Genomic DNA, 12,222 nt, shown 5'->3' with positions numbered 1-12,222 from the left:
GCGTCCGTCCGGAGCCCGGGGCGGGGGCCCGGCGGACCGTGGTAGTTTCGTTCCACGGAAGCAGTCGTTGTATGCTGCTTCGGTTGCCCGGCACAGTCGGGCCATTCCCCCGGCAAGCCACTTCAGATCCCTGATCCGATCCGGTGCGCCGGATTTCACTGTAAATCTGAAGTCTTTGGAGTGACCCGTGGCTGCCAACTGCGACGTCTGCGGCAAGGGGCCGGGCTTCGGCAACAACATTTCGCACTCGCACCGCCGTACGTCTCGTCGCTGGAACCCGAACATCCAGCGTGTGCGTGCCGTGGTCGGTCGGACGCCGAAGCGGCTCAACGTCTGCACCTCGTGCATCAAGGCCGGCAAGGTCTCGCGCTAATTGGTGCTCCCCCGCGTCAAGCGGGGACAGCCCCGCCGACGTCTCGTCGTAGCGCAGCCCTGCGGTTGCCTTGAAAGGCCGGTTCACCTCGGTGAACCGGCCTTTTGCCATGCCCGGGGAGACGCCCGGGGCCATGGCCCGGGGATGCCTCAGCGCAGGCGCCAGGCGTGGTCCACCGGGCCGATGCCCCCGCCGAGCGCGAAGCCGGCGGCGATCGCTCCCGTCACGTAGGTCTTCGCCTGCCGTACGGCCTCCGGCACCGTCAGCCCCCTGGCGAGCCCCGACGCCACCGCCGAGGCGAGCGTGCAGCCCGTCCCGTGGGTGTGCCGGTTGTCGTGGCGCGGGGCGCGCAGCCACAGCTCCTCCGAGCCGTCCGTCAGCAGGTCCACGGCCTCCTCGGCCGAGGCCGCGAGGTGTCCGCCCTTGATCAGCGCCCAGCGCGGCCCGTACGACAGGATCGCCTCGGCCGCCCGCCGCATCCCGGCCTCGTCCTCGACGGCGACGCCGGTGAGCTGCGTCACCTCGTCCAGGTTCGGGGTGGCGACGGTCGCGACGGGGAGCAGCCTGGTGCGGACGGCGTCGAGTGCGGAGGCCGCGAGCAGCGGGTCCCCGTGCTTGGAGACGCCCACCGGGTCCACCACGACGGGCACGCCCGTGGCCGTGGCCGTCCCGGCGAGGAGTTCGGCGACCGTCTCCACGAGCACGGCGGAGGCCAGCATGCCGGTCTTGACCGCCTGGACGCCGATGTCGTCGACGACGGCCCGGTACTGGGCCCGTACGGCCTCCTCGGGCAGCTCCCAGGCGCCCTGGACGCCCAGCGAGTTCTGGGCGGTGACGGCGGTGATCACGCTCATGCCGTGGACGCCGAGCGCGAGCATGGTCTTGAGGTCGGCCTGGATGCCGGCGCCGCCGCCGGAGTCGGATCCGGCGACGGTGAGGACCAGGGGCGGCCGGGAGGTCATTCGGCGCCGCCGAAGTGGTCCCAGCCGCCCTTGCTGTGCCAGGGCGCGCCGTCGACGGTCACCTGGGGCAGTGCGGAGGGGTTGAGGACCTCGCCGATGACCTTCCAGCGGGCGGGGAGCTTCACGTCCGGCGGGAAGGTGGCGACGATCGCGTGGTCCTCTCCCCCGGTGAGCACCCACTGGAGCGGGTCGACGCCGACGGCCTGGCCGATGTCGTTCATCTGGCTGGGGATGTCGATGAGGCCGGAGCGCAGGTCGATGCGGACCTTGCTGGCCTCGGCGATGTGGCCGAGGTCGGCGATCAGGCCGTCGCTGACGTCGCACATGGCGGTGGCGCCGAGGCCGGCCGCCGCGGGGCCCGCGTGGTACGGCGGCTCGGGGCGGCGGTGGGCCTCGACGAAGGCGCGCGGGGAGCGGAAGCCGCGGGAGAGCACCGCGTAGCCGGCGGCGGACCAGCCGAGCCAGCCGGTGTAGGCGACGACGTCGCCGGGCTGGGCTCCGCCGCGGGTGACGGGGTCGTGGTTGCGCAGGTCGCCGAGGGCGGTGATGGAGACGGTGATCGTGTCGCCGCGGACCACGTCGCCGCCGACGACCGCGGCGCCGGCGACCTGACATTCGTCGCGCAGTCCGTCCATGAGTTCGGTGGGCCAGGTGACGGGGAGCTCGGCGGGTACCACGAGGCCGAGCAGGAGCGCGGTGGGCACGGCGCCCATGGCGGCGATGTCGGCGAGGTTCTGGGCGGCGGCCTTGCGGCCGACGTCGTAGGCCGTCGACCAGTCGCGGCGGAAGTGGCGTCCTTCGAGCAGGATGTCCGTGCTGGCCACCACGCGCCGGTCGGGGGCGGAGACGACCGCGGCGTCGTCGCCGGGCCCGATCCGCACCGCGGGCGTGGAGGTGAGCCGGGAGGTGAGCTCCCTGATGAGCCCGAACTCGCCGAGCTCTCCGACTGTGCCCTTCACCGCGATTCACCTCGTGTCGTCGTGCCGGCCGCCGCGCCGCTCCGCCGCTCCTCGCCGTGCGGGTCGCGGGCCGTCACCGTGCCGGATACCGTCAAGTAGACCGTCAACTTCTCATGTGCGTACGCCACCCCGCGTGCGCCTCCGAACCCGGAGGTCTCCCCGCGGCCCGCGGCGACGCGGTACCGTGGCGTCTCTTTCTCCCACAAGATCCTCGTGGCCGCCCTGGAGGTTCCGTGGTACAGGCGTACATCCTTATTCAGACCGAGGTGGGCAAGGCGTCGACCGTCGCCGAGACCATCGCAAAGATCGCGGGGGTGATCCAGGCGGAGGACGTGACGGGTCCGTACGACGTCATCGTGCGCGCGGAGGCCGACACCGTCGACGCGCTGGGCCGCATGGTGGTCGCCAAGGTCCAGCAAGTGGAAGGAATCACGCGCACCCTCACCTGCCCGGTCGTGCATATCTAGCCCCCGTCTACCCTTGGCCGGTGACGTCTTCCCACCGGCCCTTCGGCCTGCCCGCTTCCGCCGCCGCGGCCGTGCTGCTGCTGGCCGCCACCGGCTGTTCCGCCTCGGAGACGCCGGTGCCGGTTCCCAGCCCTCCGGCGGCCGAGGCCGCCCTCTGCCGTGCCCTCGCGAAGGAGCTGCCCGGCACCGTGGCGGGTCTGGAGCGGACCGGCACCGAGCCGGAGTCCGAACTGACCGCCGCGTGGGGGGATGCGGCGATCGTACTGCGCTGCGGAGTGCCCCGGCCCGAAAAGATGAACGATCCGCAGGCGCAGGGCGTCGAGGCCGACGGCGTCGGCTGGCTGGTCGAGCAGCGCGAGGGCGACGGACCCCGCTTCACCACCACGTACCGCAGGACGTACGTGGAGGTGTCGCTGGACGAGCGGTACGCGCACGACATGGGCCCGCTCGTGGATCTCGCCGCCCCTGTGAAGAAGGCCGTCCCCCCGAGTCTGTGACCCGGGGGTCCGTGTCAGCGCAGGCCCGTGGAGCGGTTCAGCGCGGCCTGGATGAGCCGGTCGACGAGCTCCGGGTAGCTGACGCCGCTCTCCTGCCACATCCGCGGGTACATGGAGATGGGCGTGAAGCCGGGCATGGTGTTGATCTCGTTGATGACGAAGTCGCCGTCCTCGGTGAGGAAGAAGTCGGCGCGCACCAGGCCCTCGCAGGAGACCGCTTCGTAGGCGGCGACGGCGAGCCGCTGGACCTCGGCGGTGGCCTCGTCGCCGATCGGCGCGGGCACCAGGCCGGAGGCGGAGTCGATGTACTTCGCCTCGAAGTCGTAGAAGTCGTGGTCGGTGACCGGCGGGATCTCGGCGGGCACGCTGGCGCGCGGGCCGTCCTCGAACTCCAGGACGCCGCACTCGATCTCGCGGCCGCGCACCAGCGCCTCCACGATGATCTTCGGGTCGTAGCGGCGGGCCTCCTCGATCGCCTCGTCGAGGCCGGAGAGGTCGTCGACCTTGGTGATGCCGACGGAGGAGCCGCCGCGGGCGGGCTTCACGAAGAGCGGCCAGCCGTGGTCGGCGGCGAACTCCACGATCTTCTTGCGGGCGGCGGCCGGGTTCTGGTCCCACTCGCGCGGCCGGATGACCTCGTACGGGCCGACCGGCAGGCCGAAGGAGACGAAGACCCGCTTCATGTACTCCTTGTCCTGGCCGACGGCGGACGCGAGGACGCCCGCGCCGACGTACGGGATGCCGGAGAGCTCCAGGAGGCCCTGGAGGGTGCCGTCCTCGCCGTACGGGCCGTGCAGCATCGGGAAGACGACGTCGACCTCGCCGAGGGCCCGCGGCAGGGAGCCGGGCTCGCTGAGGACGACCTCGCGGCTGGCCGGGTCGACGGGCAGGACGACGCCGCCGGTCTCGGACTCGGCGAGCTCGGCGACGTCCGGGAGGGCGCGCTCGGTGATCGCCATCCGCTCGGGGGCGTCGGCGGTCAGCGCCCAGCGCCCCTCCCGGGTGATGCCGATGGGCAGCACGTCGTACTTGTCCCGGTCGATGGCGCGCAGGACGGCACCGGCGGTGACGACGGAGATGGCGTGCTCGGAGCTGCGTCCGCCGAAGACGACGGCCACGCGCGGCTTGCGGGGGCTCTGGGTGTTCTCGCTCATATCGCGTTGAGCGTACCCTGCGGCGTCCGAACTCCTGAGCGCCCCGCTTCCGCTTCGCGCGTCCGGCTCAGCGGCGCCTAGGGCCCGTCCGGCGGATCAGGGTCGGACAGGCCGCGGCGTCTGGTGCATGGGGTCTCCCCAGGCCCGCCAGGGCCGAGGGGAAGCATCGCGAGGCGCCGCAGCGTCGCGAATGGGGTCTCCCCTGCTCGAGCGAAGCCGAGAGCTTGGGGAAGGAGCTATCGGGGCGTTTCGGCAACGCGGCGAGGTGCCGTGCCAGGCGTCGCGGACCCGGCCATGATCCGCCGGACAGGCCCTAGCGGCGCTCCGCCTTGGCGCTGCGCGACATCAGCTCCTTGAGCGCGACGACCGGCGGCTTGCCCTCGTGGACGATCGAGACGACGGTCTCGGTGATGGGCATGTCGACGCCGTGGCGGCGGGCCAGATCGAGCACGGACTCGCAGGACTTGACGCCTTCGGCGGTCTGCTTGGTCGCCGCGATGGTCTCCTGGAGGGTCATCCCGCGGCCCAGGTTGGTGCCGAAGGTGTGGTTCCGGGAGAGCGGCGAGGAGCAGGTGGCGACCAGGTCGCCGAGGCCCGCGAGGCCGGAGAAGGTGAGCGGGTCGGCGCCCATGGCGAGGCCGAGCCGGGTGGTCTCGGCGAGGCCGCGGGTGATGAGCGTGGCCTTGGAGTTGTCGCCGAGGCCCATGCCGTCGGCGATGCCTACGGCGAGGCCGATGACGTTCTTGACCGCTCCGCCGAGTTCGCAGCCGACGACGTCGGTGTTGGTGTACGGGCGGAAGTACGGGGTCAGGCAGGCGGTCTGGAGCCGCTTGGCGACCGTCTCGTCGGCGCAGGCGACGACGGCGGCGGCAGGCTGCCGGGCGGCGATCTCCTTGGCCAGGTTCGGTCCGGTGAGCACGGCGACGCGCTCGGCCGGCACCTGGGCGACCTCCTGGACGACCTCGCTCATCCGCTTGGCGGTGCCGAGTTCGATGCCCTTCATCAGCGAGACGAGGACGGTGCCGGGCGCCAGGTCCGGGGCCCACGCGGCGAGGTTGGCGCGCAGGGTCTGGGAGGGCACGACGAGGACGGTGAAGTCGGCGCCGCGGGCGGCCTCGGCCGGGTCCGCGGTGGCCGTGATGCCCTTGGGGAGTTCGACGCCGGGGAGGTAGTCGGGGTTGGTGCCGGTGCTGTTGATGGCCTCGGCGAGTTCGGCGCGGCGGCCCCAGAGGCTCACCTCGCAGCCCGCGTCGGCGAGCACCATGGCGAAGGCGGTGCCCCAGGATCCGTTGCCGAAGACGGCTGCCTTGGTCACTTCTTGCCTTCCTCCGCGGCCTTGCGGCGCTGCTGCAGCCGGGCCTTCCTGTGGTCGTACGGCTCGGCGGGGGCCTGCTCGCCGCGGATCTCCTCCAGGATCCGGGTGATGGCCGCCATGATCTCCTCGGTGGCCTCGCGCAGCACGTCGGGCGTGGGCTCGAGGTCGTAGAAGCGGGAGAGGTCGACCGGCGGACCGGCCTGTACGACGAGCGTCTTGCGGGGCAGCAGCCGGAGCTTGTTCTCCTTGGCGTACGGCGGCATCGCGAGGTTGGCGCCCCACTGGGCGACCGGGATGACCGGGACCTTGGTCAGCAGGGCGACGCGGGCGGCGCCGGTCTTGCCGGCCATGGGCCACATCTCGGGGTCGCGGGTGAGGGTGCCCTCGGGGTAGAAGGCGACGCACTCGCCGCGCTCGATGGCGTCGACGGCGGCCCGGAAGGCGTCGAGGGCGTTGGTGGTCTCGCGGTAGACCGGGATCTGGCCCGTGTTGCGCAGCATCATGCCGACGAACGAGCCCTTGAAGAGGCCGGCCTTGGCGAGGAAGCGGGGCACGCGCCCGGTGTTGTACTGGTAGTGCGCGTAGGACAGCGGGTCCAGGTACGAGTTGTGGTTCACCGCGGTGATGAAGCCGCCCTCGGCCGGGATGTGCTCCGTTCCGCGCCAGTCCCGCTTGAACAGCACCACCAGCGGGGGTTTGGCGATGACCGCCGCCAGGCGGTACCAGAAGCCGATTCTGCGGCGGGACACTCGTGCACCTTTCTCCGGACTGCGCAAGGGGTCAAGTGTCGCCCCATGCTCCTGGCCTGTCGAGGACACCGTACGCCCCGGGGCTCCGGGGCTTCGCGTGGGCGGGACAGAATGGTCCGCGATGAAGACCTACGCCGCCGGCGACGCCGGTGACAACGCTGCCGACGGCTGGTCCCTGGTGGTGCCCCTGAAACCGCTGGCCCTGGCCAAGAGCAGGCTGGGTGCGGCGGTGGGCGCGGGGCTGCGGCCCCGGCTCGCGCTGGCCTTCGCCGAGGACACCGTGGCGGCGGCGCTGACCTGCCCGGCGGTGCGGGATGTGGCGGTCGTCACGGACGATCCGGCGGCGGGTGCCGCGCTCGGCGCCCTGGGCGCCAGGATCGTGGCCGACGTGCCGGGCACGGGGCTCAACGGGGCGCTGGCGCACGGGGCCCGCGCGGTGCGGGCGGTACGGCCCGGGGCGCGGGTGGCGGCCCTGAACGCGGACCTTCCGGCGCTGCGGCCGGCCGAGCTGGCCCGGGTCCTGGCGGTGGCGGGGCAATTCCGGCGGGCTTTTCTCGCGGATGCCGCCGAAATAGGTACGACATTCCTCTCGGCTGGTCCCGGGGTGGAATTGGAACCGGCTTTCGGAGGGGCTTCGCGCCGTCGGCATTTGTCCTCGGGCGCGGTGGAAATCCGGCTGGCGGGGGTGGATTCCGTGCGCCGGGACGTGGACACCGGGGAGGACCTGGCGGCCGCGGTGGCGCTGGGCGTGGGGCCGCGGACGGCGGCCCGCTGGGTGCGCGCGGCCGGATAGGCTGCGGCCATGCAGGCGACCGCGTACACGTACGACTCCGAGACCCGCAGCGGCAGTGTGCTGCTCGACGACGGCACCCCGGTGGAGTTCGGGACCGAGGCCTTCGACGCGGGCGGGCTGCGGCTGCTGCGTCCGGGGCAGCGGGTGCGGATCGAGACGGAGGGCGAGGGCGCGTCCCTGCGGATCACGCTGGTGACGCTGCAGACCTTCTGATCAGGGCCGGAAGGAACGGCCTGGCAGCGCCTTCCGGGGCGGAACGCGCCGCGGGCCGGGCTCCCCCAGGGGGGAGCCCGGCCCGGCGTGTGAGCACCTGCCGTGTTACTTCTTCGCGGCGGTCTTCTTCGCGGTGGTCTTGCGCGCCGTCGTCTTCTTGGCGGGCGCCTTCTTCGCGGTGGCCTTCTTCGCCGGCGCGGTCTTCTTGGCGGCGGTCTTCTTGGCCGCGGCCGTGGTCTTCTTCGCCGGGGTCGCCTTCTTCGCGGCCGCGGTGGTCTTCTTCGCCGCCGGGGTGGTCTTCTTGGCGGCCGTGGTGGTCTTCTTCGCGGCCGTGGTGGTCTTCTTCGCGGCGGCCGTGGTGGTCTTCTTCGCCGGGGTGGCCTTCTTCGCGGCGGCCTTCTTGGCGGTGGTGGCCTTCTTGGCGGCCGCCTTCTTCACGGTGGCGGAGGCGCCACCGGTGAGGCTGCCCTTGGGGGCCTTCTTGACGGAGACCTCGCCTCCCTTGGGGAGCTTCTTCGAGCCGCTGACCAGGTCCTTGAAGCCCTGACCCGCACGGAAGCGCGGAACCGAGGTCTTCTTGACCCGGACCCGCTCACCCGTCTGCGGGTTGCGGGCGTAGCGGGCCGGACGGTCGACCTTCTCGAACGAGCCGAAGCCGGTGACCGAGACCCGGTCCCCGCCGACCACGGCGCGCACGATGGCGTCGAGCACGTGGTCGACGGCGTCGGCCGCCTGCTGGCGACCGCCCATCTTGTCGGCAATCGCTTCTACGAGCTGCGCCTTGTTCACGTCTTCCCCTTCGGAGACATTGCCGGAACGAAAGTGTTCAAGCTTTTTCGCACGTTAGGCATGTATATACCGCAAATCAAACACGAAACGGGCTAATCACCCTAGTGCCGCAACGCGGAAGTGCCGTTGCGGAGTTCCTGGTGTCAGTCGTCTTCAGGGAATCGGCCCTCGTCGAGGTCCTTCATCAACCGGTCCAGACGCGTTGCCGCGTCCGCGAGATCGTGCTTCGCCGCGGCCGTGACGACCAGCAGCTTCCGGGACAGCGCCATCCTTACGCCCTCCGGGACTTGCAGTTCGCGCACCCTTGTGTGCGCTTCCTTCAATCGGGCGGCGACTGCCTCGTAGAGCTCGAGTTGGCTGTCGCGTTCCATGCACCGATTGTGCCATCTAGGGCGAGTTGTCGCCCGACGGGGTCTCAACAAGCGACTGCGCCCCCCACCGGACGGTGGGGGGCGCAGTACTGGAAAAGCGCTGCTCAGACGGCAATTGTACGGGGCTTGAAGGAGGGCCTCGCCGCCTCGTAGGCCGCGATGTCCGCTTCGTTCTGAAGGGTGAGGCTGATGTCGTCCAGACCGTTCAGCAGTCGCCAGCGGGCGTTCTCGTCGAGCTCGAAGTCGGCGTCGATCCCGGGCGCGAGGACCTTGCGGGCCTCCAGGTCCACGGTGACCTCGACGGCCGGGTCGGCCTCGGTCAGCTCCCACAGCGCGTCGACGGTCTCCTGCGGCAGGACGACGGTCAGCAGGCCGTTCTTCAGCGAGTTGCCGCGGAAGATGTCGGCGAAGCGGGAGGAGATCACGGTCTTGAAGCCGTAGTTCTGCAGCGCCCAGACGGCGTGCTCACGGGAGGAGCCGGTGCCGAAGTCCGGACCCGCGACCAGGACCGTGGCGCCCTGCCGCTCGGGGCGGTTGAGGACGAACTGCTCGTCCTTGCGCCAGGCCTCGAACAGGCCGTCCTCGAAGCCGTCGCGGGTGACCTTCTTGAGCCAGTGCGCCGGGATGATCTGGTCGGTGTCGACGTTGCTGCGGCGCAGCGGGACGGCGCGGCCGGTGTGCGTGGTGAAAGCTTCCATGGTTCCTCAGACCCCCGCGGTGGTGGCGACGTCGGACAGATCGGCCGGGGAGGCCAGGTGGCCCAGGACGGCGGTGGCGGCGGCGACCTGGGGGGAGACCAGGTGGGTGCGGCCGCCCTTGCCCTGCCGGCCCTCGAAGTTGCGGTTCGAGGTGGACGCGGAACGCTCACCGGGGGCCAGTTGGTCGGGGTTCATGCCCAGGCACATCGAGCAGCCCGCGTGCCGCCATTCGGCGCCGGCCTCCTTGAAGACCTTGTCCAGGCCCTCCTCGACGGCCTGCAGGGCGACCCGGACGGAGCCGGGGACGACCAGCATGCGGACGCCGTCGGCGACCTTGCGACCCTCCAGCAGGGCCGCCGCGTTGCGCAGGTCCTCGATGCGGCCGTTGGTGCAGGAACCTACGAAGACGGTGTCGACCCTGATGTCGCGCAGCGGCTGCCCGGCGGTCAACCCCATGTACTCCAGGGCCTTTTCGGCCGCCAGGCGCTCCGAAGCGTCTTCGTACGAAGCCGGGTCGGGGACGTTCGCCGAAAGCGGCGCGCCCTGACCGGGGTTGGTGCCCCAGGTGACGAACGGGGCCAGCTCGGCGGCCTCGATGACGACCTCGGCGTCGAAGACGGCGTCCTCGTCCGACTTCAGCGTCTTCCAGTACGCGACGGCGGCGTCCCAGTCCTCGCCCTCGGGGGCGTGGGCACGGCCCTTGAGGTAGGCGAAGGTGGTCTCGTCGGGGGCGATCATGCCCGCGCGGGCGCCGGCCTCGATCGACATGTTGCAGATGGTCATCCGGGCCTCCATCGAGAGCTTCTCGATGGCGGAGCCGCGGTACTCCAGGACGTAGCCCTGGCCGCCGCCGGTGCCGATCTTCGCGATGATCGCCAGGATCAGGTCCTTGGCGGTGACGTCCTCGGGCAGCTCGCCGTTCACCGTGATGGCCATGGTCTTCGGACGGGCCATGGGCAGCGTCTGGGTGGCCAGGACGTGCTCGACCTGGCTGGTGCCGATGCCGAACGCCAGACCGCCGAAGGCGCCGTGCGTGGAGGTGTGCGAGTCACCACAGACCACGGTCATGCCGGGCTGGGTCAGTCCCAGCTGCGGTCCCACGACGTGGACGACGCCCTGCTCGACGTCGCCCAGCGGGTGCAGCCGCACGCCGAACTCGGCGCAGTTCTTCCGCAGGGTCTCCAGCTGTGCGCGGGAGACCGGGTCGGCGATCGGCTTGTCGATGTCGAGGGTCGGGGTGTTGTGGTCCTCGGTGGCGATGGTGAGGTCGAGGCGCCGCACCTGCCGGCCGTTCTGGCGGAGGCCGTCGAAGGCCTGGGGGCTGGTCACCTCGTGCAGCAGGTGCAGATCGATGAAGAGGAGGTCGGGCTCGCCCTCGGCGCGCCGGACGACGTGGTCGTCCCAGACCTTCTCCGCGAGTGTCCTACCCATCGCTTTCCCTCCGGCCGGCGGCTGCGCCGGCACCACTAGAGACCCGTTTCGCGGGCCGTTGTGCGGCCGCCTCACCAGAGTCACAGGTTCCGAGAAAAATTGAACTTGCGTTTCACAGAGTGAGACGCGAATATCGTTGCATGGACAACTCTAGCGGCGTAGGCGTTCTCGACAAGGCAGCCCTTGTCCTGAGCGCCCTGGAGTCCGGTCCGGCCACCCTCGCAGGACTGGTCGCGGCGACGGGACTCGCACGACCCACGGCCCACCGACTGGCCGTGGCCTTGGAACACCACCGGATGGTGGCCCGCGACATGCAGGGCCGGTTCATCCTCGGACCGCGGCTGGCGGAGCTCGCCGCCGCGGCCGGCGAGGACCGTCTGCTCGCGACCGCCGGGCCGGTGCTGACGCATCTGCGCGACGTGACGGGCGAGAGCGCCCAGCTCTACCGGCGCCAGGGCGACATGCGCATCTGCGTGGCTGCGGCCGAGCGGCTGTCCGGACTCCGGGACACCGTCCCGGTCGGCTCCACGCTGACCATGAAGGCCGGCTCGTCCGCGCAGATCCTCATGGCCTGGGAGGAGCCCGAGCGGCTGCACCGCGGTCTTCAGGGCGCCCGCTTCACGGCGACGGCCCTGTCGGGCGTACGGCGCCGCGGCTGGGCCCAGTCGATCGGCGAGCGGGAGCCGGGCGTCGCGTCCGTCTCCGCGCCCGTACGCGGCCCCTCCAACCGCGTGGTGGCCGCCGTGTCGGTCTCGGGTCCGATCGAGCGCCTGACCCGCCACCCGGGCCGTATGCACGCCCAGGCGGTCATCGACGCGGCCGCGCGCCTGACCGAGGCCCTGCGCCGCAACGGCTGATCCTTCTCTTCCTTCTTCTCCTGTAGGTTTCCCGGCCCACCGCTCCAACGCCGCAGCGGTGGGCCGGAGTTGTGTTCGTGATCACGTCAGCGACCACGTCACGATCATGGTCTGCCGGGAACAGCGAAGAAGCCCTCCCCCGAAGGGAAGGGCTTCTTCGTTTGGTACCCCCGACCGGATTCGAACCGGCGCTACCGCCTTGAGAGGGCGGCGTGCTAGGCCGCTACACAACGGGGGCAAGATCTCTGGACCACGCGACGCTAGTCGCATGATGTCACTGCGCTGGCCTACCTGGACTCGAACCAAGACTAACTGAACCAGAATCAGTCGTGCTGCCAATTACACCATAGGCCACTGGTGGTTTAGACCAGTTGGTACCCCCGACCGGATTCGAACCGGCGCTACCGCCTTGAGAGGGCGGCGTGCTAGGCCGCTACACAACGGGGGCCCTAGCGATCCTGCATCGGGTTCACCTGGGAGCTACCCAAGTGATCCCGCGGGAAGGATCTGTACCCCCGACCGGATTCGAACCGGCGCTACCGCCTTGAGAGGGCGGCGTGCTAGGCCGCTACACAACGGGGGCTTTGTGGATGC

General features: G+C 71.0%; 15 protein-coding genes and 4 tRNA genes. 6 read left to right on the top strand and 13 right to left on the bottom strand.

Annotated elements, in window-relative coordinates:
* Nucleotides 1-187 precede the first annotated feature (187 nt).
* Nucleotides 188-373: a 50S ribosomal protein L28 gene (gene rpmB, locus ACFVGS_RS15250; protein ID WP_003957616.1), complete on the top strand. Its 186-nt coding sequence runs from the start codon at nucleotides 188-190 to the stop codon at nucleotides 371-373.
* Nucleotides 374-522: 149 nt separating this feature from the next.
* Here the strand turns inward: rpmB and thiD are convergent, their stop codons facing one another.
* Both thiD and ACFVGS_RS15240 read right to left on the bottom strand, forming a co-directional pair.
* Nucleotides 523-1,335 (bottom strand): bifunctional hydroxymethylpyrimidine kinase/phosphomethylpyrimidine kinase, encoded by an 813-nt coding sequence (gene thiD / locus ACFVGS_RS15245; protein ID WP_384417010.1) that lies wholly within the window; start codon nucleotides 1,333-1,335, stop codon nucleotides 523-525.
* Nucleotides 1,332-2,294: a thiamine-phosphate kinase gene (locus ACFVGS_RS15240; protein ID WP_384417007.1), complete on the bottom strand. Its 963-nt coding sequence runs from the start codon at nucleotides 2,292-2,294 to the stop codon at nucleotides 1,332-1,334. The genes thiD and ACFVGS_RS15240 overlap by 4 nt, the downstream gene beginning before the upstream one ends.
* 233 nt (nucleotides 2,295-2,527) lie before the next feature.
* Here ACFVGS_RS15240 and ACFVGS_RS15235 point away from each other — a divergent pair, with 233 nt between their 5' ends.
* Together ACFVGS_RS15235 and ACFVGS_RS15230 are read left to right on the top strand one after the other, a co-directional pair.
* On the top strand, nucleotides 2,528-2,761 hold the full coding sequence (locus tag ACFVGS_RS15235; protein ID WP_384417004.1) for an Lrp/AsnC ligand binding domain-containing protein: 234 nt from the start codon (nucleotides 2,528-2,530) through the stop codon (nucleotides 2,759-2,761).
* A gap of 20 nt (nucleotides 2,762-2,781) precedes the next feature.
* Nucleotides 2,782-3,258 (top strand): DUF3515 domain-containing protein, encoded by a 477-nt coding sequence (locus tag ACFVGS_RS15230; RefSeq protein ID WP_384417001.1) that lies wholly within the window; start codon nucleotides 2,782-2,784, stop codon nucleotides 3,256-3,258.
* A 14-nt stretch (nucleotides 3,259-3,272) separates the two neighbouring features.
* On the opposite strand, the gene ACFVGS_RS15225 is transcribed toward ACFVGS_RS15230, so the two are convergent.
* The 3 genes from ACFVGS_RS15225 to ACFVGS_RS15215 form a co-directional block, all read right to left on the bottom strand.
* Nucleotides 3,273-4,412 (bottom strand): D-alanine--D-alanine ligase family protein, encoded by a 1,140-nt coding sequence (locus tag ACFVGS_RS15225; RefSeq protein WP_384416997.1) that lies wholly within the window; start codon nucleotides 4,410-4,412, stop codon nucleotides 3,273-3,275.
* Between the two features lie 313 nt (nucleotides 4,413-4,725).
* Nucleotides 4,726-5,727, bottom strand: a complete 1,002-nt coding sequence (locus ACFVGS_RS15220) for an NAD(P)H-dependent glycerol-3-phosphate dehydrogenase (RefSeq protein ID WP_384416995.1) — start codon at nucleotides 5,725-5,727, stop codon at nucleotides 4,726-4,728.
* The gene (locus ACFVGS_RS15215; protein WP_384416991.1) at nucleotides 5,724-6,476 is read right to left on the bottom strand and encodes a lysophospholipid acyltransferase family protein; all 753 of its coding nucleotides are present in this window, start codon (nucleotides 6,474-6,476) and stop codon (nucleotides 5,724-5,726) included. Before ACFVGS_RS15215 ends, ACFVGS_RS15220 begins: the two co-directional genes overlap by 4 nt.
* A gap of 121 nt (nucleotides 6,477-6,597) precedes the next feature.
* Here ACFVGS_RS15215 and cofC point away from each other — a divergent pair, with 121 nt between their 5' ends.
* A complete protein-coding gene (cofC, locus tag ACFVGS_RS15210) occupies nucleotides 6,598-7,269 on the top strand; it encodes a 2-phospho-L-lactate guanylyltransferase (protein WP_384416988.1) in 672 nt (223 codons plus the stop codon).
* 9 nt (nucleotides 7,270-7,278) lie between these two features.
* The gene (locus tag ACFVGS_RS15205; protein ID WP_385692690.1) at nucleotides 7,279-7,482 is read left to right on the top strand and encodes a hypothetical protein; all 204 of its coding nucleotides are present in this window, start codon (nucleotides 7,279-7,281) and stop codon (nucleotides 7,480-7,482) included.
* Nucleotides 7,483-7,587: 105 nt separating this feature from the next.
* Here the strand turns inward: ACFVGS_RS15205 and ACFVGS_RS15200 are convergent, their stop codons facing one another.
* The 4 genes from ACFVGS_RS15200 to leuC form a co-directional block, all read right to left on the bottom strand.
* The gene (locus ACFVGS_RS15200) at nucleotides 7,588-8,271 is read right to left on the bottom strand and encodes an HU family DNA-binding protein (protein WP_384416982.1); all 684 of its coding nucleotides are present in this window, start codon (nucleotides 8,269-8,271) and stop codon (nucleotides 7,588-7,590) included.
* Between the two features lie 143 nt (nucleotides 8,272-8,414).
* Complete coding sequence (locus ACFVGS_RS15195; RefSeq protein ID WP_260227783.1) at nucleotides 8,415-8,642, bottom strand: hypothetical protein; 228 nt, start codon at nucleotides 8,640-8,642, stop codon at nucleotides 8,415-8,417.
* Nucleotides 8,643-8,746: 104 nt separating this feature from the next.
* Complete coding sequence (gene leuD, locus ACFVGS_RS15190) at nucleotides 8,747-9,340, bottom strand: 3-isopropylmalate dehydratase small subunit (RefSeq protein WP_384416979.1); 594 nt, start codon at nucleotides 9,338-9,340, stop codon at nucleotides 8,747-8,749.
* Nucleotides 9,341-9,346: 6 nt separating this feature from the next.
* Nucleotides 9,347-10,771 (bottom strand): 3-isopropylmalate dehydratase large subunit, encoded by a 1,425-nt coding sequence (gene leuC, locus ACFVGS_RS15185; RefSeq protein WP_384416976.1) that lies wholly within the window; start codon nucleotides 10,769-10,771, stop codon nucleotides 9,347-9,349.
* 140 nt (nucleotides 10,772-10,911) lie between these two features.
* Here leuC and ndgR point away from each other — a divergent pair, with 140 nt between their 5' ends.
* Nucleotides 10,912-11,628: an IclR family transcriptional regulator NdgR gene (ndgR, locus tag ACFVGS_RS15180; protein WP_128977462.1), complete on the top strand. Its 717-nt coding sequence runs from the start codon at nucleotides 10,912-10,914 to the stop codon at nucleotides 11,626-11,628.
* Nucleotides 11,629-11,790: 162 nt separating this feature from the next.
* Here ndgR and ACFVGS_RS15175 read toward each other — a convergent pair.
* From ACFVGS_RS15175 to ACFVGS_RS15160, 4 genes are all read right to left on the bottom strand, one after another.
* Nucleotides 11,791-11,866 (bottom strand) — tRNA-Glu (locus ACFVGS_RS15175).
* Nucleotides 11,867-11,910: 44 nt separating this feature from the next.
* Nucleotides 11,911-11,982: transfer RNA gene (locus ACFVGS_RS15170), tRNA-Gln, on the bottom strand.
* An 18-nt stretch (nucleotides 11,983-12,000) separates the two neighbouring features.
* Nucleotides 12,001-12,076: transfer RNA gene (locus tag ACFVGS_RS15165), tRNA-Glu, on the bottom strand.
* 62 nt (nucleotides 12,077-12,138) lie between these two features.
* Nucleotides 12,139-12,211: transfer RNA gene (locus tag ACFVGS_RS15160), tRNA-Glu, on the bottom strand.
* Nucleotides 12,212-12,222: the final 11 nt, after the last annotated feature.

Origin of the sequence: Streptomyces sp. NPDC127114 (genome assembly GCF_042677525.1) — a bacterium.
In the GTDB taxonomy this organism is placed as follows: Bacteria; Actinomycetota; Actinomycetes; order Streptomycetales; family Streptomycetaceae; genus Streptomyces.
Note: the sequence above shows the minus strand (reverse complement) of the source record. Positions and strands in the feature narration are given on the sequence as shown.